The sequence below is a fragment of the Streptomyces sp. NBC_00299 genome, assembly GCF_036173045.1.
GTDB lineage: Bacteria > Actinomycetota > Actinomycetes > Streptomycetales > Streptomycetaceae > Streptomyces > Streptomyces machairae.
Window position 1 is genome coordinate 4,119,416 of sequence record NZ_CP108039.1, and the last position, 18,198, is coordinate 4,137,613.

Below are 18,198 nucleotides of genomic sequence, written 5' to 3' on the forward strand. Positions count from 1 at the left end.
ACCTCACCCCTCTTCTACGCGTGCTGCTCCCCGGCCCGCTTCGGCAGTTCCATCCCCGCCCAGACTCGATGGTCGGGAGGGAAGCCCATGGTGACGAGGCAGTTAATGAGCATCCCGTACGCCATGAAGGTCGTCGTCTCATGGACGTCCGCACCCAGCGGCAGATGGATGGTGTCCCACAACCGCGTCCAGCCTGCGCGTACGGCCTCACCGAACTCGTGGTCGCCCTCCTGCTCGGCGGCCGCGACAGCGAGGTACATCTGCATCTGCATCATCAGCCGCTCGGGCTGTTCGGAAGCGGCCTTGCGGTACGCGGCACCCATGGCGTGCTGGGCCTCATCGCCCTCCAGCCCGTCGGAGGCCTCCGCGAACATCCGGATGGTGTCCTCCACGCAGCGATCGGCCGCAGCGAGGAAGATCGCCTTCTTGCCCGGGAAGAGCCGGAAGAGATACGGCTGCGAGACGCCGACCCGCTTGGCGATCACCTCGGTCGACGTGCCGTAGTAGCCGCCACGGGCGAACTCGGTCATCGCCGCGAGGATGACGCTCTCACGCCTCTCTTCTGCGCTCATCCTGGCCATGCAATCCAAGTTAGTACTCAATCACTAACTCGGCAAGCGAAGGTGGCCGGAGAATGTGCAAGGGGCGCCCCACCATGGAGGACGCCCCTTACTTCACGGCACGCGCGTGCCGTTCAGTTCACGCCGGCTTTCACGCCAGTTGTACGACCGCCCGCGACATCCCGAGCACCTTCTGCTCGGCGCTCTTCACGGTCAGGTCCACGCGGACCCTGTTGTCGTCGAGCTTGACCGCGACCTTGCCGCTGACCTCAATCGTGGCGCCCTGGTCGTCGTTCGGTACGACGACGGGCTTCGTGAAGCGGACGCCGTACTCGACGACCGCGCCGGGGTCCCCGGTCCAGTCGGTCACGACACGGATCGCCTCGGCCATGGTGAACATGCCGTGCGCGATGACGTCCGGCAGCCCGACCTCCTTGGCGAACTTCTCGTTCCAGTGGATCGGGTTGAAGTCACCCGAGGCGCCCGCGTACTGAATGAGCGTGGCGCGGGTCACGGGGAAGTTCTGGGGCGGCAGTTCGGTGCCGACCTCGACATCGCCGTACGCGATCTTCGCCGTCATGGTCTCAGCCCTCCCCTTCTTCGGCGTCCGCCCCACGGGCCACGAGCTTGGTCCAGGCGGTCACGACGTGCTCCCCCGCCTCGTCGTGGACCTCGCCGCGGATGTCCAGGATCTCGTTGCCCGCCATGGACTTGATGGCCTCGATGGTCGACGTGACGGCCAGCCGGTCGCCGGCGCGCACCGGGCGGCTGTAAGCGAACTTCTGGTCGCCGTGCACGACGCGGCTGTAGTCCAGGCCCAGCTGCGGGTCCTTGAGGACCTGCCCGGCGGCCTTGAAGGTGATGGAGAACACGAAGGTCGGCGGGGCGATCACATCGGGGTGGCCGAGCGCCTTGGCGGCCTCCGGGTCCGTGTACGCCGGGTTGGTGTCCCCCACCGCCTCCGCGAACTCACGGATCTTCTCCCGGCCCACCTCGTAGGGGTCGGTGGGCGGGTAAGTCCGCCCCACGAAGGACTGGTCGAGCGCCATGGCTCGGCACCTCCTGCTGTCTTCTGCCGTTGACCTGCTGGTTCACCGGGATCGGTCGAACCGACCGGTATCCGGGGCGGAAACGACGCGAGGCCGCCCCCACGATCGGGGACGGCCTCGCGTACGAGCCTGATTTATCGCGTTTCGCGATGCGCGGTGTGCGCATTGCAACGCGGGCAGTGCTTCTTCATCTCAAGACGGTCCGGGTTGTTACGCCGGTTCTTCTTGGTGATGTAGTTCCGCTCCTTGCACTCCACGCAGGCCAGCGTGATCTTCGGGCGGACGTCGGTGGCAGCCACGTGAGTGCTCCTTGACGAACGGATGGAATGAGTTAACGCAAAAAAGAGTAGCCGATCGAAGGACCGACCCCGCAATCGGCTACTGTCAGTAGCGGTGACCGGACTTGAACCGGTGACACAGCGATTATGAGCCGCTTGCTCTACCGACTGAGCTACACCGCTGTGATGCGATCGGGCCCCGCCTTGCGACGGGAACCTCACACACCAGAGCCCCAAAACGGAATCGAACCGTTGACCTTCTCCTTACCATGGAGACGCTCTGCCGACTGAGCTATTGGGGCGAGCGATGAAGACATTACACGCTCGGCAGCCGTTCACCCAAATCCGTTTCGCGGCACCTACGGGGGGCCGAACAGAGCGCCGCGCAGGCGTCTCGCAGGCCACTGCGGTACCGCCCGGGACGGCTCCGTTCGGCCGACCACACCGGTACGACTATTGCGCTCCTGCGCGCCCGGGCCGTATCGCCACCCTAGGCTCGACTCACTCTGCGTGATCTTGCGTGCCCGGCGCAGCCCCCGGCACCGTCCCGCAGCCCGATGCGCAGCCCGAGCCTCTGGAGCGCGATGCCCGACAGTCATCCCCAGCCGCCGCACTCGTCGTCCTCGTCGGGCTCCTCCGGACCGGCCGACCCGGGTGCTCTGCTGCTGTGCGGGGCGCGGCTCACCGACGGCCGGACCGTGGACGTGCGGCTGGGCGGCGGGCGCATCGAGGCGGTCGGCACGGCCGGGAGCCTGGCGGGGGACGGCACGCACGCGTGCGGCGCGCGTGTGGACCTCGGCGGGTACCTGCTGCTGCCGGCCCCGGCCGAACCGCACGCCCACGGCGACACCGCGCTCTCGGCCGACGAGGGCGGCCCCGTCTCGTACGAGCCCCAGGACGTCCAGCGCCGGGCCACCGAGGCCGCCCTGCTCCAACTCGGGCACGGCGCGACCGCGCTGCGGGCACACGTGCGTGTGGGCGACGTTCAGGGGCTGGGCGCGCTGGAGGCCGTCCTGCAGGCACGGCGTTCCCTGCGCGGGCTCACGGAGTTGACGACGGTGGCGATGCCGCGGCTGCTGACGGGAGTGGCCGGCGCCGAGGAGCTGGCAATGCTGCGGGACGCGCTGAAGATGGGCGCGTCCGTGGTCGGCGGCTGCCCCGACCTGGATCCGGATCCGACGGGCTACGTGGAGGCGGTCCTGGAGGTCGCCTCCGAGCACGGCTGCCCCGTCGATCTGCACACCGACGGCACCGACCCGGCACGCCTGGCCCGGCTCGCCGCGATGGCCGGAGGACTGCGCCCCGGCGTGACCCTCGGGCCGTGCGGCGGCCTGGGACGCCTGCCCGCCCAGGTGGCCTCCCGCACCGCGGACCAGCTCGCGGCGGCCGGGGTGACGGTGGTGTGCCTCCCCCAGGGCGGCTGCGGGGGCGCGGAACGGCGGAGCACGGCGCCCGTACGACTGCTGCGCGCCGCCGGCGTACGCGTCGCCGCGGGGAGCGGCGCCCTGCGGGACGTGTCGAACCCGGTGGGACGCGGGGACCCGCTCGAGGCCGCCTACCTGCTGTCGTCACGTCACGGGCTGCGCCCCGAGGACGCCTACGACGCCGTGAGCGCATCGGCGCGTGCGGCGCTGGGTCTGCCCGAGGTGCGGGTGGAGGCGGGTTTCCCGGCCGAGTTGCTTGCGGTGCGCGGGGACCGGCTGGCGGGGGCGCTGTCCCTGGCGTACAGCCGCATCGTGGTGCACCGGGGGCGCGTGGTGGCGCGGACGAGCGCAGTTCGGGAGTACTGCAACTCGGCCGTCGCCGCGGAGTTGGGGCTGCCGCGACAGGGGCGCGGAGAGGTGTCCTGAGGGATGTGGGTGCACGCCCGGTGGTGCGCGGGTGGCTCGTGCACCGGTGCCGGCGTGTGAGGCGTGCGCCCGGGCGCGGAGAGGTGAGGCGTGTGCCCGTGGTGACGTGAGGCGTGGCTGAAGTCGTGCGGCGAATGCGGCTGCCCGGGCGTACGGTCGAAGACATGCGCATTGTCATCGCTGGTGGTCATGGTCAGATCGCGCTGCGGCTGGAGCGACTGCTCGCCGCGCGCGGGAACGAGGTCGCGGGGATCATCCGCAAGGCCGAACAGGGCGACGATCTGCGGGAGGCCGGCGCCGAACCCGTCGTGCTGGACCTGGAGTCGGCCTCGGTCGAGGAGGTCGCGGCGCAACTACGAGGTGCGGACGCGGCGGTGTTCGCCGCCGGCGCGGGGCCGGGCAGCGGGACGAGCCGCAAGGACACGGTGGACAAGGGCGCGGCGGTCCTGTTCGCGGACGCGGCGGTCCAGGCGGGCGTACGGCGCTTCGTGGTCGTGTCGTCCATGGGCGCGGACCCGGCGCACGAGGGCGACGAGATCTTCGACGTCTATCTGCGCGCCAAGGGCGCAGCCGACGAGTACGTCCGCGGTCTGGACGCCCTGGACTGGACGATCCTGCGCCCCGGCGCGCTGACGAACGACGCGGGAACGGGCCTGGTACGCCTGGAGGCCCACACCGGCCGCGGCTCGATCCCCCGCGACGACGTGGCCGCCGTACTCGCGGAGTTGCTCGACACCCCGGCCACGGCCGGCCTGACCCTCGAAGTCATCAGCGGCTCGGCCCCGGTGCCAGTGGCGGTGAAGTCGGTGGCAGGGAACTGAAGATGGCCCCCGAGGGGGCTCCCGCCGCGCACCAGACACGTCCGGACGGAGCCCGGCTGCACGGCCGCGAGGCGGTACGCGCGTACTGGGCGCGGCAGTTCTCCGCCGGGCATCCTCTCGTGGGGCTGGATCGCGTATAGCTGACTCACGTACGGCTGACTCGTGTACGGATGACTCACGTACGGTTGACTCGTATACGGATGACTCGTGGCCGGCTGACTCGTGTACGGCTGACTCATGTACGGATGACTCACGTACGGCTGGATCGCGTACGGCGTGACGGGCTGCGCCCGGACGCTGATGGCGCGGCGGTGGTACGGATGCGCGGCCAGGCCTCCAGCATCCGCCGACGGAGTGACATTCGGGGGCCAGTGCGACGGGGCCATGTGAGGCTCGGAGCAGCACGTGACGGAGCCGTCGATGGGGTCTTGGGTGGCACTCGGCGGGGTCTTCAGAACAACGGAAGCTGCCCGGGGAAGTCGGGCACGACATACCCGTCCAATGCGGGCTGCGCGGCCCCGAGTTGGGTCGGTCGCCGTGATCCGGGGCATGACACGAGTTCCCCGTTCTGCCGTGCGCCGGGCGGATCATGCCGCGCGAACCGACCGGCGACGACGGCGATCTCACGACGGCACTCGGGGCAGCTTCTGCGAGGCGTGACCATGGGGTCAGTGTGCCCCGGCCGTGACTCAGGAACGCGAAAACCCCTCTGCTCTACGTTTCCGCAGATCGGAGGGGTTTCCTCGGTGTTGCGGCGCCGGGATTCGAACCTGAGGAGGAGGCTGAGTCGTCAGATGTGCCGTGTGATCGACCGGCATACCTCAGGCAGATCAAGCCGCCGACGGCGGCCAGGGCTTTAGCTCTTCATGACCCCGCCGACGGCAGGCTCATTGCACGCCGGCCTGGAACCGAGTGCCGCTCCGCCATCGAGAAGTCGACCGCGTCGGCAGCAGCCCCGCACGTGCGCCCGAATGCTCCACTCGAAGTGCACAGTGCCGGATGTTTACCAGACTCGAATTCATGGCAGAAGAGCATCGGCCGCGCGCCAAAAAGACCTCGACGTCCACTGCTTCCCGCAGGCCAAGCGTGCGGGGAGCAGAACATGCCGCGCGTGCTGCCTGCCAGAGCCTGGAACGGCTGACCGGCCATCCCATGGAGGGCGTATCAGCGGTGGGGCGTGAGGACGACGGGTGGCGTGTCGTCGTGGATGTCCTTGAGCTGCCCCGAATTCCGGACACCACCAGCCTTCTCGCGTCTTACGAGGTGCGGCTCGATCAGGACGGCGAACTCACGGAGTACCGCAGGGTCCGCCGGTATCAGCGGGGGTCCGCCGACGCATGACCAGTGACTCAGGTTTGCCCGACAACCGGAAGGACCCCACATGCCTGCGACCACCTACTCCGACGAGGTAGTGGCGTGCCCACCGCGGGCCGGCACCTTGTACGACACGCTCGAACTCATCCTCGATCGAGGCATGGTGATCGACGTGTTCGTCCGGGTCTCCCTGGTTGGCATCGAGATCCTCAAGATAGACGCGCGCATCGTTGTGGCGAGCGTGGACACATACCTGCGATTCGCAGAGGCGTGCAACCGGCTCGACCTGGAGCGGGACTCCGGCAGCACCACCATTCCCGAACTGCTGGGCGGCAGTGCTGCCAGATCCATCGGCAAACGCAAGGCCCGCAAGGCCGCGACGAGCATGGGAGACACCGTTCGCAAGGTCATCGGGGGTCGTGACGACGATTCCGACGAGCTTGATGAGGACGAGGAAGAGCAGCAGGAACAGCCGAGGAAGCGGCGTGCTCCGGCCCGGGGCAGTACGAGTCGTCGCCGAACCGCGGAAGGGTGAGTCGTGACAGCCAATGGACTCTACGTCTACGCGGTGATCCGGGCGGGGATGGCGCTGCCGGCAGACGCACGAGGTGTGGGCAGCCCGGCCGCCCAGCTGCGGCCGGTCCGGCAGGGGCGCGTCGCCGCTGTCGTCAGTGAGGCTCCCCCGAATCTCCGCGCCAGACGCCGCGACCTGCTCGCTCACCAGGATCTGTTGCTGCGCCTTTCGGAACAGGGCTCGGTACTGCCCATGCGGTTCGGCATGGTCGCACCTGACGAGGAGACGGTGCGCGGCCAGCTGGCGGCAGGTGAGGCGGACCACATGACTGCACTCGAACACCTCTCGGGTGCGGTCGAGGTCAACATCAAGGCATTCCCGGCACAGGACGCGCTGGCAAGCCTTGTCACGCAGGACAAGAAGGTCCGTCGGCTGCGGGACGAAGTGCGTCGACGGCCCGGCTACGAAGCCAGCCTCCGGCTGGGCGAGGCCGTCGCGGCAGCTCTGCAGAGCAGGGCCGCCGAAGCCGGTCGGCGAGTTCTGAGCGAGCTCACCCCCAAGGCCCGAGCGGTGGCCCCGGGGCCTGAAGTCCAGGGATGCGTGCTCAACACGTCGTTCCTCGTCGACCGCAGGGACAGCGATGCCTTTCGCAGGGCGGCGGAGCAATTCGCCCGCACCAACCGCGACCGAGTTGAGCTGCGCCTTTCGGGTCCGCTGCCTTGCTACAGCTTCGTATCCAGTGAAGGCGCTCCCGTCCTGACCGCCGGAGTCTGAGATGGGACTGATCACCGGACTTCTCACCCTCCCCATTGCGCCGGTCCGTGGCGTTGTCTGGGTGACGGAGAAACTCCAGGACGCGGCCGAACGCGAGTTGTACGACCCGGGAGTAATCCGTGCCCAGCTGGCTCTGCTGAACCAGGAACTTGAGGACGGAGACATCGGCCTGGAGGAGTTCGAACGAGAAGAGGAACGGCTGCTCGACCGGCTGCATGCCGCAGGGTCTTGTTCTGCGTCGAACGATCGAAGGTGACGCACTCATGGATTCCAAGGACACGGTGGCCATCGCGGCTGCAAAGGCTGAGCAGGAGGAACCGGAGGAACCGGAGGGCGACAGGAACGAGGGCGAAGAGGCGGCAGAGGACGAAGCCAGAGGCTCATACGGGAACCAGGCGGAGGAAGAGGAATCAGAAGCTCCCAGGAAGAGTCCAGGACGGAGGGGGCGCTGTGTCTGACGTCGACTTCCGACAGGATCCCTACCTCGCCTCCGGCCCTCCGAACACCAACCTCGCCGACATTCTGGAACGCGTTCTGGACAAAGGAATCGTGATCGCAGGGGATATCAAGATCGATCTCCTTGACATCGAACTGCTCACCATTCGACTTCGCCTGTTCGTGGCATCCGTGGATACCGCGAAAAAGGCCGGAATCGACTGGTGGGAAACCGATCCTGCGCTCAGCTCACGTGCTCACCGCAACGCCTTGCAGGAAGAGAACCAGGAATTGCGCGAGCGGCTGAAAGCGCTCGAGGCCGAGACATCGGACAAATAGCCTCAGCGCTCCACAGCAACGCCCGAAAGCCAGCAATGCACCAAGGAGAACCTGGGTACATGACAGAGCGCGACCCTGAGCATTCGGACGACAACGCCACCTATGTGTTCGCTGTCTGCTGGAACCCGAACCTGTCGGCCGTCGCCGGACTGTCCGGAGTAACCGACGAGGCGCCTGTGGACACGCTGTCACTGGGGACGCTGACAGCGATCGTCCAGACCGTCCGAGCCGGCGACTTCACGGATGAAGCCTGGCAGGTGCGCCTGTCCGACCAACGGGAACTGGAACGCTACGCACGGGCCCACCACAACGTCGTCTCCGCGGTCGCGGCCTGCTGCCCTACTGTTCCCCTACCGATGGCCACTGTCTACCACGGTGTCGAGAGGGCACGAGACGCGCTGGCCAAGGAGGCGGAGCGGTTCCACGCCGCGCTCAAGCGCATCGCACACCACGCCGAATGGGGCGTCAAGGTCTACGCGCCGCCGAGCCCGCCCGACGCCGCTAACCGGACGCCGATCCGGCGGGGCACGCCGCCAGACCGAACCCGCCCGGCGCCCGGCGCCGGCCTCGCCTACCTGAACGGCAAACGAGGAGCGCAAGAGCGCCGCGAGCGGAGCCAGAACGAGGCCCTGCGGACCGCGGAAACGGTGGATGCCCAAATCCGTGGTCTCGCCACCGCGTCCCGCAGACTGCGGCCGCACCTCCAGCCCTCCGAAGATCGACGGGTCCAGGTCCTCAACGCGACGTATCTCGTGGCAGAGCACCGCGCCGAGGAGCTTGCCCTCCTGACACGGACGCTGCGGGAAAGCACCGGGGCACACATCGAGCTGTCGGGGCCGTGGGTGCCCTATTCATTCGTGGGCGAGGTGTAGACCGTGACGCACGAAGTCGTGCCTTGGGACAGCCCCGGGTCGCTCAATGGCCCCATCGGGGTACCGCTCGTCGACCTGTTGGACCGCGTCCTGGCGACCGGCGTAGTGATCAGTGGTGACCTGGTCATCGCCATCGCTGACGTTCCGCTGGTACGCCTGTCGCTTCATGCCCTGCTCTCCTCCGTCAACGAACGGGTCCCCGCTCCCTGGGCGGACGGCGGCCCCCTATGACCAGCTCCCGACTCGACCTGGACTCCGACCAGATGGGACGCGACCTCGTCGCCCTGGTGCTCACCGTGGTCGAACTCCTCAGGCAGCTGATGGAGCGCCAGGCGATTCGCCGGATCGAGCAGGGCGACCTCAGCGATGAACAGGTTGACGAGATCGGCACCACGCTGATGCTGCTCGACCAGCGGATGACTGAACTCTGCGAGCAACACGGAGTGCGTCCGGAGGACCTCAATCTCGACCTCGGCCCGCTCGGAACCCTTCTGCCCCGAAGCTGAGGACATTGGTGCGGTCCGGCCGAATCCGTCAGCATCGCAGCCCTCGCCGCGAGGCGGCGGCCCGCCGTGCCGCGAGCGCGGCGGCCCGCCGTCGGCCCACCAGGCCATATATCCGCACCGGTTCCTGCTCCGGGGCGGGCACGTTTCGATTGCTCTGAGCCCCGCCAGGGCCGTCCTCCTGCGCCCTACCGTGCCCGCTGGCTCGTCGGCACGCAGAAGCATTCAAGGAGCTACACCGTCAAAGCCCAAGCCGACGGCCGCTGTTCGAAGCAGATGACCGCGCTCTTCTCCGGTATGGACCCATGAAGGTCGCACGCCCGGCCGGACACTCCGTGGCCATGCCACTCCGCGTGGGACAGCGCAGGACTTCCTGTGGGGGAAGCCGGGGGGACACACGCCGATCAGACGATCAGACCCGGACATCACCTGAGACAAGCCGGGACAATCCAGGCATTGCACACTTACTTCGAAGAGGCTTGCCCTACACGAAGAGACCCCTTCCGATCTACGTTTCCGCAGATCGGAAGGGGTCTCCCCCAGGGTGGCGGCGCCAGGATTCGAACCTGGGAAGGCTGAGCCGGCAGATTTACAGTCTGCTCCCTTTGGCCGCTCGGGCACACCGCCTGGGTCGCTGCCTTTCGAACCGCTTTTCGGCGGTGCTCGCTGGCAACGACGTAAACAATACCCGATGGGGAGGGGTGCTTCGCCACCCGATTGATCGCCTCCCGGGGGACACGGGGTGGCTAGGCTTGTCCGGATGCGGTCCCGGGTTGCCCCGGGCTCGGCGGCCACCCCCACGCCCGCCGATACGCAGCCCATACGCACCTCGATACAAGGAGCCACAGGACATGGCCGACTCCAGTTTCGACATCGTCTCGAAGGTCGAGCGGCAGGAGGTCGACAACGCCCTCAACCAGGCCGCCAAGGAGATCTCGCAGCGCTACGACTTCAAGGGCGTGGGCGCCTCGATCTCGTGGTCCGGTGAAAAGATCCTGATGGAGGCGAACTCCGAGGACCGGGTGAACGCTGTCCTCGACGTCTTCCAGTCCAAGCTGATCAAGCGCGGCATCTCGCTGAAGGCCCTGGACGCGGGCGAGCCCCAGCTCTCGGGCAAGGAGTACAAGATCTTCGCGTCGATCGAGGAGGGCATCTCCCAGGAGAACGCAAAGAAGGTGGCGAAGATCATTCGCGACGAGGGCCCGAAGGGCGTGAAGGCCCAGGTGCAGGGTGACGAGCTGCGTGTCAGCTCCAAGAGCCGGGACGACCTCCAGGCCGTGATCACTCTGCTGAAGGGCAAGGACTTCGACTTCGCGCTGCAGTTCGTGAACTACCGGTGAGCAACTGATCCGATGCCGACAGCGGCTCGGCTTCGACACCTGCTGCGGCTGCGGCTACGGCCGCGACTTCCAAGCCGTACGAGGAAGGGTGGGCACCTCTGGTGCCCACCCTTCTCGCCTGCTGGCTGCGGTCCGGGGTCTGCTCGCCTCGCTCAGTTGCGCGAGTGGCCGAACAGGAGGCGGTAAGCGATCAGGAGTACCAGGGAGCCGCCGATCGCGGAGGCCCAGGTGGCGCCGTCGTAGAAGTCCTTGGTGATGGGGTGGTCCAGCCAGCGGGCCGAAATCCAGCCACCGATGAACGCGCCCGCGACACCGATGAGCGTCGTGCCGATGAAGCCGCCCGGGTCACGGCCCGGCAGCAGAACCTTGGCGATGGCTCCGGCCAACAGCCCCAGAATGATCCAGCTGATGATCGTCATGCCGTGAACCTGCCCTTCCGCGCTGTGCCTGCACTCTCCGGGCACTGTGATTTCGGGCGCGCTTGTTCGTGCTCTGTTGATGAGCAGGACGTCACCGTGGTGCCCCTCGGTTGCAGCGATCAGTAGGGTTCGGGCCATGGCACGGTCAAGTTCCGCCTCCTCCGAGCTGCGGCGCACCCTCGGTGTCGGCGACGCCGTGGTCATCGGGCTCGGCTCGATGGTCGGGGCCGGGATCTTTGCCGCCCTCGCCCCGGCGGCGCACGCGGCCGGGTCCGGACTGCTGCTCGGGCTCGCAGTCGCGGCCGTGGTCGCCTACTGCAACGCCACGTCTTCCGCGCGACTGGCCGCCCTGTACCCGGCCTCGGGCGGCACGTATGTGTACGGGCGCGAGCGGCTCGGGGAGTTCTGGGGCTATCTCGCGGGCTGGTCGTTCGTAGTCGGTAAGACGGCCTCCTGTGCGGCGATGGCGCTCACCGTGGGCGCGTACGTCTGGCCGGGGCAGGCACATGCGGTGGCGGTCGCAGCCGTGGTGGCGCTGACTGCGGTGAACTACGGCGGTGTCCAGAAGTCCGCCAGGCTGACCCGGGTGATCGTGGCAGTGGTCCTGGCTGTCCTCGCTTGCGTGGTGGTCGTGTGTCTGGGGTCCGGTCAGTCCGACGCCGGTCGCCTGGAGGTCGGGGCCTCGGGCGGTGTGGGCGGAGTACTGCAGGCGGCGGGACTGCTGTTCTTCGCGTTCGCCGGGTACGCGCGGATCGCGACCCTCGGTGAGGAAGTGCTGGACCCGGCGCGCACCATCCCCCGGGCGATTCCGCTGGCCCTCGGTATCGCGCTGGCGGTGTACGTATGTGTGTCGGTGGCTGTCCTTTCCGTGCTGGGGTCGGATGCTCTCGGGGAGGCGGGCGCGCCGCTTGCCGACGCGGTGCGGGCGGCAGGGGTGCCGGGGCTGGAGCCTGTGGTGCGGGTGGGTGCGGCCGTCGCCGCGCTGGGCTCGCTGCTCGCTCTGATCCTGGGTGTCTCGCGGACGACACTGGCCATGGCCCGCGACCGGCATCTGCCTGGCGCCCTCGCCGCAGTGCATCCGCGCTTCCAGGTGCCGCACCGGGCCGAACTGGCCGTGGGCGCGGTGGTCGCTGTCCTGGCCGCCACCGTGGACGTGCGCGGCGCGATCGGGTTCTCCTCCTTCGGTGTGCTGGCGTACTACGCAGTGGCCAATGCCTCGGCCTGGACTCTCAATTCGACGGCGACTTCGCGACTCGTTCCGGTAGTGGGCCTTGTCGGGTGCGTGGTCCTGGCGTTCTCGCTTCCGTGGGTCTCGGTTGGCGTCGGTGCGGGCGTACTGGCGGTGGGCGTGGTCGCGTACGGGGGACGGCGGTGGGTGGCGCGCCGGTCGGGTGGCAACGGGCGGTAGGCCGACGGACGCGCACGTGTTGCTGGTTGGGGGCGGAGCGTGGGGTCGGTGCCCGGGCGGGTGGTCGTGTGGTCGTGTGGGCGTGTGGCGGCCGAACCACCCGGGGGGTGATCGGTCGGGTGATCGGTCTGCTCAGGACGGGCCGACGCTGGCCGACCAGCTGTCGCTGCAGGCCGCAGGGGGCATGGCCTGCCGCTCAGTGGCCATGGCCTGCCGCCATGCGGTGGTGACTGCGGTCCTTGGTCCACTCGGCGGCCACGTCGGTCCTCTTGGTGGAAACGGCCTGCTCAGCACGCTCGAAGTGCGCGCCGGCCGTCGCTCCATTCCACCTGTCGAGCCACTCAACGGGGCCGTCGGTCCACCAGGTGACCGCCGATCCGCGTCTCCTCAGGACGCCCCGGCCGTAGCCGTACGTATGCGGAAGTCGGCCCACGGGGTCAGCTCCTGCTCCTCGTTCATCTCCTCGTACCAGCCCGTGCCGTCGACCCAGGCGCGCAGCCAGTCCGTGAGGGCCGGGGCGTCCACGAACCACGCCCGGTCGGCGTCGTCGGCGTTCGGTTCGAAGAGCAGGACGGTGGCCTGTGGGCTGTGGCAGTCCACGCATGCGTACATGGCGCAGCCCCAGTGGGATATCGGCAGGACGCCCTCGGGCCAGGGCCAGTCGGGGTCCTTGCGGCCGCTCTCGCGGTTGGCGAGGTATTGGGTGACGGCAGCGGGTTCGCCGGACGGAGGACTGTCGAGCAGGGGCAGCAGGCCGTACTCCGGACCAAATCCGCCGTCCCCTATACGCAGGTAGAGGTCGGCGAGAAGCGAGGGCAGGCGGAAGCCGAGGGCGGCCTCGGCGCGGGCCACGGTGGCCGCGCCGACGGGCTCAGGGAGCGAAGTCCAGCCCCACGGTCGGGTGTTCCGGCCTTTGTCCGCCACCCTCGTCAGCAACTGCTCGTTCTCGGTCATGCATTCATGATGCAAGCCGCCACTGACAATCGAGTGGGCCTGTGGATAACTCCGGGTTGTGGAAAACCGTGTCTGTCGCCCGGCTCGATTGGCCCCGCGGGCTCGGTCCGCTCCCGGGCTCGATTCGCTCCCGGTTCGGTCCGCCCCCCTCAACGCGCCCCTGCCCGCTCCGCTCCGCTACCAGACCTGAGCGAACGGCTCGTCCGTCGGCACGATTTCGCGGCCCAGCGGGAACAGCGACACCGGGATCAGCTTGAAGTTGGCGATGCCGAACGGGATGCCGATGATCGTGATGCACAGCACGAGGCCGGTGACGATGTGGCCGATGGCCAGCCACCAGCCCGCGAGGACCAGCCACAGGACGTTGCCGACGCATGAGGGGGCTCCGGCGTCGCGGCGTTCGATCGTCGTGTACCCGAAGGGCCACAGCGCGTAGACGCCGATGCGGAAGGCCGCGATGCCGAACGGGATGCCGATGATGGTGATGCACAGGAGTAGGCCCGCGGCCAGGTAGGCGATGAACAGCCAGAAGCCGCTCAGGACGAGCCAGATGACGTTCAGGATGGTCTTCATCGGGAACCTGCCATCTTTTGGAGTCGGGCGATTCGGTCCGCCATGGGCGGGTGGGTGGAGAACATCTTGGAGAACCCCTGACCTGGGCGAAAGGGGTTCGCGATCATCATGTGACTGGCCGTCTCGATGCGAGGCTCGGGGGGCAGCGGGAGCTGCTTGGTGCCGAGTTCGAGCTTGTGCAGGGCGCTGGCGAGGGCGAGCGGGTCGCCGGTGAGCTGGGCGCCGGACGCATCGGCCTCGTACTCCCTGGAGCGGCTGATGGCCAGTTGGATGAGCGTGGCTGCGAGCGGGCCGAGGATCATGATCAGCAGGATGCCGAGGATACCGGGGCCGTCGTCGTCATCGGAGCGGCCGATCGGGATCAGCCAGGCGAAGTTGACCAGAAACATGATCACCGAGGCGAGGGCGCCGGCGACCGACGAGATCAGGATGTCCCGGTTGTAGACGTGACTGAGTTCGTGGCCGATGACGCCGCGCAGTTCGCGCTCGTCGAGGAGGCGCAGGATTCCTTCGGTGCAGCACACGGCGGCGTTGCGCGGGTTGCGGCCCGTCGCGAACGCGTTCGGCGCCTCTGTCGGGGAGATGTAGAGACGGGGCATGGGCTGGCGGGCCTGAGTGGAGAGCTCGCGGACCATGCGGTACAGGGCCGGGGCCTCGAACTCGCTGACCGGCCGGGCGCGCATCGCACGTAGCGCCAGCTTGTCGCTGTTCCAGTACGCGTACGCGTTCGTGGCCAGCGCAATCAGGACCGCAATGATGAGCCCCATCCGGCCGAAGAAGCTGCCGATGACGATGATGACTGCGGACAGCCCCCCGAGGAGGACTGCGGTCCTGAGCCCGTTGTGCCGGCGGTGCACGGTACGCCCTCCAAGTGGTGCGGCAGGGGAACCCTTTGCTGGTCGATCTCCGATGCCACTGATGCCGTGGTCTCACGTCCAGTGGACCCTTCTGTACTGGTCAACGCCAGGCGAGGGCCACGGGTTCCCTGGTGAGCAGGGCGGCAGGCGTGGGCCGTCCGGGTGAACGCGCCGGCGTGCGGCTACGCGCGCGTGCGGGCCGAGTGATGCCCGCGCGCGTGCGCGAAGCGGGCCAGGGGCTCAGAAGAGCCCGGTGTCGGCGAAGCGCAGGATCAGCTGGGGGGCTCCGGACAGGGCGATGCCAACGACTCCGGTGAGGGCCACCGCGGCCGTGAGCGGCGCGGGGAGGACGTGCCTGGCGGCCTCCCCCTCGGGCGCGCGGAACAGCAGGGCCGTCCACTGGAGGTAGTAGAACAGCGCGATCACGACGTTGACTGCCATGACCACGGCCAGCCAGCCCAGGCCCGCGTCGACGGCGGCGGAGAAGACCGTGACCTTGGCGAAGAGACCGATGATGCCCGGCGGGAGTCCGGCAAGGCAGAGCAGGAAGAAGGCCAGGAGCAGGGCGGTCAGGGGGTTGTGCGCGTACAGGCCGCGGTAGTCGCTGATGCGGTTCAGGGACTTCGTACGGCCGACCAGGGCGGCCACTGCGAAGGCGCCCAGGTTCACGGCGGCGTACATGAGGGCGTAGGCGACGGTGGAGCCGATGGCGCGCTCGCCGTCGTCGGAGTACGCGGCGGCGGCGATCGGCACCAGGAGGTAGCCGGCCTGGCCGACGGAGGACCAGGCGAGCAGGCGTACCGCGCTGTACGCGCGCGTGGCCTGCTGCCGCAGGGCTCCGACGTTGCCGACGGTCATGGTGAGGGCGGCCAGCGCGGCGAGGGCCGGGCCCCAGACATCGGCGTACGACGGCAGGGCGATGACCGTGACGAGGATCAGGCCCGTGAAGCCGACCGCCTTGCCGACGACCGACAAGTAGGCGGCGACCGGTAGGGGCGCTCCTACGTAGGTGTCCGGCACCCAGAAGTGGAACGGGACGGCGGCCGTCTTGAAGGCGAAGCCGACCAGGGTGAGGACGACTCCCGTCTGGACGAGGGTCTGGAGCTGTCCGTCGACGTTCTGGATCCGGTCGGCGATCTGCGTGAGGTAGAGGGTGCCGGTGGAGGCGTACACGAAGCTGATGCCCATGAGGCTGACCGCGGTCGCGGTGACCGAGGACAGGAAGAACTTCAGGGCCGCTTCGGAGGACTTGCGGTCACCGAAGCGGAGGCCGACCAGCGCGAAGGCGGGGAGCGAGGCGACTTCGAGCGCGACGATGAGGGTCGCCAGGTCCCTGGAGGCGGGCAGCAGGGCGGCTCCGGCGGCGGAGGAGAGCAGCAGGAACCAGTACTCCCCTTCGGGGAGGTTCTTGTCGGCGTCCTTGAGAGCGGTGCCCGACAGGAGCGCCGCGAGGAGTGCGCCGCCGAGTACCAGGAACTGAATCGCGAGGGTGAAGCGGTCGGCTGTATAGCTGCAGACCGCGGCGTCGCCGGTCAGGCAGAAGGTGGAGCGGTCGCCGTCCAGGAGGGGCAGCAGCAGGACCATGGAGGCGGCCAGGCCGGCCACGGACGTCCAGCCGAGCAGGGCCTTCTTGTTCTCCGCCACGAACAGGTCGGCGACGAGGACCACGAGTCCGACGACCGCAGCGATGGTGGGCGGCGCGATGGCGAGCCAGTCGACGGACTGGACCACCGACTCGGCCAGGGGCTGGGCCACGGAGCTCATCGGGTGCCTCCTGCGAGGAGCTGCTGCACGGCCGGGTCGGTCAGGCCGAGGAGGGTCTTCGGCCACAGTCCGGCGACGACGGTGAGGGCGACGAGCGGGATCGAGGCCGCGAACTCGTAGCTCTGGACGTCGGCGAGCTTCGGGGCTTCCTGCGACGCGGCACCCATGCAGACGCGGCGGACCACGACAAGCAGGTACGCGGCCGTGAGCAGGGTGCCGAAGGCGCCGATCGCCATGAAGGTCAGGAAGGCCGGCCGGCTGAGCTGGGCGGCGGGCTCGAACGCGCCGAACAGCGCGAGCATCTCGCCCCAGAACCCGGCGAGGCCCGGCAGCCCGAGCGAGGCGACCGCGGCGAAGGCGAGCAGGCCGCCGAGGCGGGGCGTCTTGGCGTAGAGGGCCGCGCCGGTCTTGTCGGCGAGAGTGTCGAGGTCGGTGGTCCCCGTACGGTCCTTCAGCGCGCCGACCAGGAAGAAGAGCAGGCCGGTGATGAGACCGTGGGCGATGTTGGCGAACAGCGCGCCGTTCACGCCGGTCGGGGTCATCGTGGCGATGCCGAGCAGGACGAAGCCCATGTGGCCGACGGAGGAGTAGGCGATGAGGCGCTTGAGGTCGCCCTTCGCGCCCCGCTTGGCGAGGGCGAGGCAGGCCAGGGATCCGTAGATGATCCCGACGACGGCGAAGGCGGCGAGGTAGGGCGCGAAGTCGGCGAATCCGTCAGGGGTGATCGGCAGGAGAATCCGGACGAACCCGTACGTTCCCATCTTCAGCAGAACGCCGGCCAGCAGGACCGAGCCGACGGTCGGGGCGGCGGTGTGAGCATCGGGCAGCCAACTGTGCAAGGGCCACATCGGCGTCTTGACCGCGAGCCCGATGCCGATCGACAAAACGGCGATGACCTGCACGGATGCGGTCAGGGACCGGCCGTTGTCAGTGGCGAGTGCCACCATGTCGAACGTGCCCGCCTTGATTCCGATCAGGAGCAGGCCGAGCAGCATGACCACGGAGCCGAGCAGCGTGTAGAGGATGAACTTCCAGGCGGCCGCGGCCCGGCCCTCGCCGCCCCAGCGGGCGATGAGGAAGTACATCGGGATCAGGACCATCTCGAAGGCGAGGAAGAAGAGCAGCAGGTCGAGGACGGCGAAGGTGGCGAGAGTGCCGGACTCCAGGACGAGCACCAGTGCGACGAAGGCCTTCGGGGTCGGGCCCGAGGGCATCTTGAAGTACGAGTAGAGCGCGCAGAGGAAGGTCAGCAGCGCGGTCAGGACCAGAAGGGGGAGGGAGATGCCGTCGACGCCGAGGTGGATGCGCACGTCGAGTGCGGGGATCCAGCTGATGTCCGTGCTGGCCTGCATCTTCGACGGCTGGTCGTGGTCGAAGCCGAGCACCAGGACGATCGCGGCGATGAGGACCGCGCCGGTGACGGTGACACCGTGCCGGAGCACGGCCTGGTCCGGTGATTTCCCCTTCAGCCCGGGCGGGGCGGGCAGGAGAGCAGCAGCCGCACCGAGGAGCGGGCCGACGACGATGAACGCCAGAAGGACCTGCATCACGGACTCGTTGATATCGATCACGCC

Annotated in this window: 25 protein-coding genes and 3 tRNA genes; 14 read left to right on the forward strand and 14 right to left on the reverse strand. The window is 68.5% G+C overall.

All coding sequences use genetic code 11. From position 1 onward, the window contains the following. Positions 1-14 precede the first annotated feature (14 nt). The 6 genes from OHT51_RS17875 to OHT51_RS17900 all read right to left on the reverse strand — a co-directional run bounded on the left by OHT51_RS17875 (position 15) and on the right by OHT51_RS17900 (position 2,189). A complete protein-coding gene (locus OHT51_RS17875; protein ID WP_328879934.1) occupies positions 15-581 on the reverse strand; it encodes a TetR/AcrR family transcriptional regulator in 567 nt (188 codons plus the stop codon). A 130-nt stretch (positions 582-711) separates the two neighbouring features. Continuing rightward, positions 712-1,140 carry a MaoC family dehydratase gene (locus OHT51_RS17880; protein ID WP_328879935.1) on the reverse strand — a complete coding sequence of 143 codons (429 nt, stop codon included), beginning with the start codon at positions 1,138-1,140 and terminating at the stop codon, positions 712-714. 4 nt (positions 1,141-1,144) lie between these two features. Then, entirely contained in the window at positions 1,145-1,609 is a 465-nt protein-coding gene (locus tag OHT51_RS17885) for a MaoC family dehydratase N-terminal domain-containing protein (protein ID WP_328879936.1), read from the reverse strand. Between the two features lie 134 nt (positions 1,610-1,743). Beyond that, positions 1,744-1,908 carry a 50S ribosomal protein L33 gene (gene rpmG / locus OHT51_RS17890; protein ID WP_003948671.1) on the reverse strand — a complete coding sequence of 55 codons (165 nt, stop codon included), beginning with the start codon at positions 1,906-1,908 and terminating at the stop codon, positions 1,744-1,746. A gap of 89 nt (positions 1,909-1,997) precedes the next feature. After that, positions 1,998-2,070 (reverse strand) — tRNA-Met (locus OHT51_RS17895). Positions 2,071-2,116: 46 nt separating this feature from the next. Continuing rightward, positions 2,117-2,189 (reverse strand) — tRNA-Thr (locus OHT51_RS17900). Between the two features lie 282 nt (positions 2,190-2,471). Between OHT51_RS17900 and OHT51_RS17905 the strand changes: the two genes are divergently transcribed. The 3 genes from OHT51_RS17905 to OHT51_RS17915 all read left to right on the forward strand — a co-directional run bounded on the left by OHT51_RS17905 (position 2,472) and on the right by OHT51_RS17915 (position 4,698). Continuing rightward, the gene (locus OHT51_RS17905; RefSeq protein ID WP_328879937.1) at positions 2,472-3,737 is read left to right on the forward strand and encodes an amidohydrolase family protein; all 1,266 of its coding nucleotides are present in this window, start codon (positions 2,472-2,474) and stop codon (positions 3,735-3,737) included. 164 nt (positions 3,738-3,901) lie between these two features. Beyond that, positions 3,902-4,558: an SDR family oxidoreductase gene (locus OHT51_RS17910; RefSeq protein WP_328879938.1), complete on the forward strand. Its 657-nt coding sequence runs from the start codon at positions 3,902-3,904 to the stop codon at positions 4,556-4,558. Positions 4,559-4,560: 2 nt separating this feature from the next. Further along, positions 4,561-4,698 (forward strand): hypothetical protein, encoded by a 138-nt coding sequence (locus OHT51_RS17915; RefSeq protein WP_328879939.1) that lies wholly within the window; start codon positions 4,561-4,563, stop codon positions 4,696-4,698. A gap of 311 nt (positions 4,699-5,009) precedes the next feature. Here the strand turns inward: OHT51_RS17915 and OHT51_RS17920 are convergent, their stop codons facing one another. Continuing rightward, positions 5,010-5,222: a hypothetical protein gene (locus tag OHT51_RS17920; RefSeq protein WP_328879940.1), complete on the reverse strand. Its 213-nt coding sequence runs from the start codon at positions 5,220-5,222 to the stop codon at positions 5,010-5,012. A 356-nt stretch (positions 5,223-5,578) separates the two neighbouring features. Between OHT51_RS17920 and OHT51_RS17925 the strand changes: the two genes are divergently transcribed. Genes OHT51_RS17925 through OHT51_RS17965 form a run of 9 tightly spaced genes read left to right on the forward strand, consistent with a single transcriptional unit; the run spans position 5,579 to position 9,312 of the window. Continuing rightward, positions 5,579-5,899, forward strand: a complete 321-nt coding sequence (locus OHT51_RS17925; RefSeq protein WP_328884357.1) for a gas vesicle protein GvpO — start codon at positions 5,579-5,581, stop codon at positions 5,897-5,899. 40 nt (positions 5,900-5,939) lie between these two features. After that, positions 5,940-6,407 carry a gas vesicle protein GvpJ gene (gene gvpJ, locus OHT51_RS17930; protein WP_328879941.1) on the forward strand — a complete coding sequence of 156 codons (468 nt, stop codon included), beginning with the start codon at positions 5,940-5,942 and terminating at the stop codon, positions 6,405-6,407. 3 nt (positions 6,408-6,410) lie between these two features. Continuing rightward, on the forward strand, positions 6,411-7,160 hold the full coding sequence (locus OHT51_RS17935; protein WP_328879942.1) for a GvpL/GvpF family gas vesicle protein: 750 nt from the start codon (positions 6,411-6,413) through the stop codon (positions 7,158-7,160). Position 7,161: 1 nt separating this feature from the next. Next, positions 7,162-7,416 (forward strand): gas vesicle protein GvpG, encoded by a 255-nt coding sequence (locus OHT51_RS17940; protein WP_328879943.1) that lies wholly within the window; start codon positions 7,162-7,164, stop codon positions 7,414-7,416. 7 nt (positions 7,417-7,423) lie between these two features. Then, positions 7,424-7,618 carry a hypothetical protein gene (locus OHT51_RS17945; RefSeq protein WP_328879944.1) on the forward strand — a complete coding sequence of 65 codons (195 nt, stop codon included), beginning with the start codon at positions 7,424-7,426 and terminating at the stop codon, positions 7,616-7,618. Then, positions 7,611-7,934 carry a gas vesicle protein gene (locus OHT51_RS17950; RefSeq protein ID WP_328879945.1) on the forward strand — a complete coding sequence of 108 codons (324 nt, stop codon included), beginning with the start codon at positions 7,611-7,613 and terminating at the stop codon, positions 7,932-7,934. The genes OHT51_RS17945 and OHT51_RS17950 overlap by 8 nt, the downstream gene beginning before the upstream one ends. A gap of 59 nt (positions 7,935-7,993) precedes the next feature. Then, entirely contained in the window at positions 7,994-8,806 is an 813-nt protein-coding gene (locus OHT51_RS17955) for a GvpL/GvpF family gas vesicle protein (protein ID WP_328879946.1), read from the forward strand. 3 nt (positions 8,807-8,809) lie between these two features. Further along, positions 8,810-9,037 (forward strand): gas vesicle protein, encoded by a 228-nt coding sequence (locus OHT51_RS17960; RefSeq protein WP_328879947.1) that lies wholly within the window; start codon positions 8,810-8,812, stop codon positions 9,035-9,037. Next, positions 9,034-9,312 carry a gas vesicle protein K gene (locus OHT51_RS17965; RefSeq protein ID WP_328879948.1) on the forward strand — a complete coding sequence of 93 codons (279 nt, stop codon included), beginning with the start codon at positions 9,034-9,036 and terminating at the stop codon, positions 9,310-9,312. The genes OHT51_RS17960 and OHT51_RS17965 overlap by 4 nt, the downstream gene beginning before the upstream one ends. A 542-nt stretch (positions 9,313-9,854) precedes the next feature. On the opposite strand, the gene OHT51_RS17970 is transcribed toward OHT51_RS17965, so the two are convergent. Further along, positions 9,855-9,936, reverse strand: a tRNA-Tyr gene (locus tag OHT51_RS17970). Positions 9,937-10,160: 224 nt separating this feature from the next. On the opposite strand from OHT51_RS17970, the gene OHT51_RS17975 reads away from it, so the two are divergent. Continuing rightward, positions 10,161-10,649: a YajQ family cyclic di-GMP-binding protein gene (locus OHT51_RS17975; protein WP_328879949.1), complete on the forward strand. Its 489-nt coding sequence runs from the start codon at positions 10,161-10,163 to the stop codon at positions 10,647-10,649. A gap of 152 nt (positions 10,650-10,801) precedes the next feature. On the opposite strand, the gene OHT51_RS17980 is transcribed toward OHT51_RS17975, so the two are convergent. After that, complete coding sequence (locus tag OHT51_RS17980; protein WP_328879950.1) at positions 10,802-11,068, reverse strand: GlsB/YeaQ/YmgE family stress response membrane protein; 267 nt, start codon at positions 11,066-11,068, stop codon at positions 10,802-10,804. Between the two features lie 136 nt (positions 11,069-11,204). Between OHT51_RS17980 and OHT51_RS17985 the strand changes: the two genes are divergently transcribed. Next, positions 11,205-12,476: an APC family permease gene (locus OHT51_RS17985; protein WP_328879951.1), complete on the forward strand. Its 1,272-nt coding sequence runs from the start codon at positions 11,205-11,207 to the stop codon at positions 12,474-12,476. Positions 12,477-12,863: 387 nt separating this feature from the next. On the opposite strand, the gene OHT51_RS17990 is transcribed toward OHT51_RS17985, so the two are convergent. The 5 genes from OHT51_RS17990 to OHT51_RS18010 all read right to left on the reverse strand — a co-directional run bounded on the left by OHT51_RS17990 (position 12,864) and on the right by OHT51_RS18010 (position 18,195). After that, a complete protein-coding gene (locus OHT51_RS17990; RefSeq protein WP_328879952.1) occupies positions 12,864-13,430 on the reverse strand; it encodes an SMI1/KNR4 family protein in 567 nt (188 codons plus the stop codon). 177 nt (positions 13,431-13,607) lie between these two features. Continuing rightward, the gene (locus OHT51_RS17995; protein WP_328879953.1) at positions 13,608-14,003 is read right to left on the reverse strand and encodes a YccF domain-containing protein; all 396 of its coding nucleotides are present in this window, start codon (positions 14,001-14,003) and stop codon (positions 13,608-13,610) included. Continuing rightward, entirely contained in the window at positions 14,000-14,860 is an 861-nt protein-coding gene (gene htpX / locus OHT51_RS18000) for a zinc metalloprotease HtpX (RefSeq protein WP_328879954.1), read from the reverse strand. The genes OHT51_RS17995 and htpX overlap by 4 nt, the downstream gene beginning before the upstream one ends. 240 nt (positions 14,861-15,100) lie before the next feature. Then, complete coding sequence (locus OHT51_RS18005) at positions 15,101-16,624, reverse strand: NADH-quinone oxidoreductase subunit N (RefSeq protein WP_328879955.1); 1,524 nt, start codon at positions 16,622-16,624, stop codon at positions 15,101-15,103. Beyond that, positions 16,621-18,195 (reverse strand): complex I subunit 4 family protein, encoded by a 1,575-nt coding sequence (locus tag OHT51_RS18010; RefSeq protein ID WP_328879956.1) that lies wholly within the window; start codon positions 18,193-18,195, stop codon positions 16,621-16,623. The genes OHT51_RS18005 and OHT51_RS18010 overlap by 4 nt, the downstream gene beginning before the upstream one ends. Positions 18,196-18,198: the final 3 nt, after the last annotated feature.

Bases quoted from the DNA above. Each gene is read 5' to 3' on its own strand.
- OHT51_RS17875 (WP_328879934.1), bottom strand. From the start codon at position 581: ATGGCCAGGATGAGCGCAGAAGAGAGGCGTGAGAGCGTCATCCTCGCG.
- OHT51_RS17880 (WP_328879935.1), bottom strand. From the start codon at position 1,140: ATGACGGCGAAGATCGCGTACGGCGATGTCGAGGTCGGCACCGAACTG.
- OHT51_RS17885 (WP_328879936.1), bottom strand. From the start codon at position 1,609: ATGGCGCTCGACCAGTCCTTCGTGGGGCGGACTTACCCGCCCACCGAC.
- OHT51_RS17905 (WP_328879937.1), top strand. From the start codon at position 2,472: ATGCCCGACAGTCATCCCCAGCCGCCGCACTCGTCGTCCTCGTCGGGC.
- OHT51_RS17910 (WP_328879938.1), top strand. From the start codon at position 3,902: ATGCGCATTGTCATCGCTGGTGGTCATGGTCAGATCGCGCTGCGGCTG.
- OHT51_RS17915 (WP_328879939.1), top strand. From the start codon at position 4,561: ATGGCCCCCGAGGGGGCTCCCGCCGCGCACCAGACACGTCCGGACGGA.
- OHT51_RS17920 (WP_328879940.1), bottom strand. From the start codon at position 5,222: ATGGTCACGCCTCGCAGAAGCTGCCCCGAGTGCCGTCGTGAGATCGCC.
- OHT51_RS17925 (WP_328884357.1), top strand. From the start codon at position 5,579: ATGGCAGAAGAGCATCGGCCGCGCGCCAAAAAGACCTCGACGTCCACT.
- gvpJ (WP_328879941.1), top strand. From the start codon at position 5,940: ATGCCTGCGACCACCTACTCCGACGAGGTAGTGGCGTGCCCACCGCGG.
- OHT51_RS17940 (WP_328879943.1), top strand. From the start codon at position 7,162: ATGGGACTGATCACCGGACTTCTCACCCTCCCCATTGCGCCGGTCCGT.
- OHT51_RS17945 (WP_328879944.1), top strand. From the start codon at position 7,424: ATGGATTCCAAGGACACGGTGGCCATCGCGGCTGCAAAGGCTGAGCAG.
- OHT51_RS17955 (WP_328879946.1), top strand. From the start codon at position 7,994: ATGACAGAGCGCGACCCTGAGCATTCGGACGACAACGCCACCTATGTG.
- OHT51_RS17965 (WP_328879948.1), top strand. From the start codon at position 9,034: ATGACCAGCTCCCGACTCGACCTGGACTCCGACCAGATGGGACGCGAC.
- OHT51_RS17975 (WP_328879949.1), top strand. From the start codon at position 10,161: ATGGCCGACTCCAGTTTCGACATCGTCTCGAAGGTCGAGCGGCAGGAG.
- OHT51_RS17980 (WP_328879950.1), bottom strand. From the start codon at position 11,068: ATGACGATCATCAGCTGGATCATTCTGGGGCTGTTGGCCGGAGCCATC.
- OHT51_RS17985 (WP_328879951.1), top strand. From the start codon at position 11,205: ATGGCACGGTCAAGTTCCGCCTCCTCCGAGCTGCGGCGCACCCTCGGT.
- OHT51_RS17990 (WP_328879952.1), bottom strand. From the start codon at position 13,430: ATGACCGAGAACGAGCAGTTGCTGACGAGGGTGGCGGACAAAGGCCGG.
- OHT51_RS17995 (WP_328879953.1), bottom strand. From the start codon at position 14,003: ATGAAGACCATCCTGAACGTCATCTGGCTCGTCCTGAGCGGCTTCTGG.
- OHT51_RS18005 (WP_328879955.1), bottom strand. From the start codon at position 16,624: ATGAGCTCCGTGGCCCAGCCCCTGGCCGAGTCGGTGGTCCAGTCCGTC.